Origin of the sequence: Deinococcus pimensis DSM 21231 (assembly GCF_000519345.1) — a bacterium.
Lineage (GTDB): Bacteria > Deinococcota > Deinococci > Deinococcales > Deinococcaceae > Deinococcus_A > Deinococcus_A pimensis.
The window spans coordinates 50,810-52,254 of record NZ_KI912627.1 but is presented as its reverse complement, the minus strand read 5'-3'; the positions used below and the strand labels follow the sequence as shown (position 1 = coordinate 52,254).

Annotated in this window: 1 protein-coding gene; it reads left to right on the top strand. The window is 65.2% G+C overall.

Going from position 1 to position 1,445, the window contains the following annotated elements:
* Window positions 1–631 precede the first annotated feature (631 nt).
* Entirely contained in the window at window positions 632–1,303 is a 672-nt protein-coding gene (locus DEIPI_RS0103495; RefSeq protein WP_027480869.1) for a response regulator transcription factor, read from the top strand.
* Window positions 1,304–1,445: the final 142 nt, after the last annotated feature.

Genomic DNA, 1,445 nt, shown 5'->3' with positions numbered 1-1,445 from the left:
GCTCAGGAACGAGAAGCGCGAGAAGGCCGTCACGGGCCCCGCCGACTCCAGCAGCGCGAGGCCCGGCAGGTCCAGCGCGCGCAGACGCCGCAGCACGTCACGGGGGGAGAGGGACATGTGGGAAATTCTAGCGGTTTCCGGAAACGGATTGTAGGATGGAATTGTCCTTATGTTATACGGCAATAAATTTATGGATAACGATGCTGCGAATGAAAGAGTCATGCGAGAAACCGGGATGGACATGGAGGCTTTGGAAGAGCAAATCAGAGTCTTGACCGATCTAGCAAACAGTCTTCCGAATTATCCTGATCTCGCGAATGCCCCTCGTCAACTCGCTGAGTATCGTGACAGAGTCATTCGGGAGTCCGGAGCAGATGTAGCCGAATAAACACCAACGTATCGGGAATCAGAACTTCCCGATACGTTCCTTTTCATTCGTAGTGCATGTCGCCTTGTCGATCTGCTGTTCTAGTCAATGCGGCGGCAGGAGAGGAGTCCATCAACCAGTCTGGGCAGAAGCTGGCCCGATGTTCGAGTGCCGTCACGCGTCTCTACCCTATGGGGCTTCGCCACGCGGGGCGGCCCGCGCGTTCGGGTGTGGTTCGCCCTCGCGGCTCTGTACTATGGGGACATGGACACCGCCGACGCCAAAGTCATTTCCCTGCTGCTCGTGGACGACCACCCGGTCGTGCGCAAGGGCACCCGCGACCTTCTGGAGGGCGAGAGCGACCTGCGCGTCGTCGGCGAGGCCGAGAGCGGCGAGGAGGCCATCGCCCGCACGCGCGAACTGCGGCCCGACGTCATCCTGATGGACGTCAGCATGCCCGGCATGAACGGCATCGAGGCGACGCGCCGTATCAAGGCGGAGATGCCCGGCGTGGGCGTCCTCGTGCTCACCAGCTACGACGACGACGCGTACGTGTTCGCGCTCCTCGAGGCGGGCGCGGCGGGCTACATCCTCAAGAACGCCACGGAGGACGAGCTGCTCGGCGCGGTCCGCGCGGTCGCGGCGGGCGAGAGCGCGCTGCACCCGGCCATCGCGCGCAAGGTGCTGGAGCGCTTCTCGTCGAACCAGACGCCGTCCCCGGCGGAGGAGATGCTCAGCCCGCGTGAGCTGGAGGTGCTTCGCATCGCCGCGACGGGCCGCACGAACAAGGAGATCGCCCGCGACCTCGACATCTCGCCGCGCACGGTGCAGGTGCACCTCGCGAACATCTTCAGCAAGCTCGGCGTGGGCAGCCGCACGGAGGCCGTGCTGTACGGCATCAAGCGCGGCTGGATCGACGTGACCGCCATCGAGTGACCACGTGACGACCCAGGGCCCGCCCGACCCGTTCGCGCTGCTCCCTCCCGAAGGCTGGGCGGGAGAGCTCGCGCGCGCCTCGGGCGTGGCGGAGTTCGCGGCGGTGCTGTGCCGTCTCGCGGTGGGGCACGCGCGCGCGCAC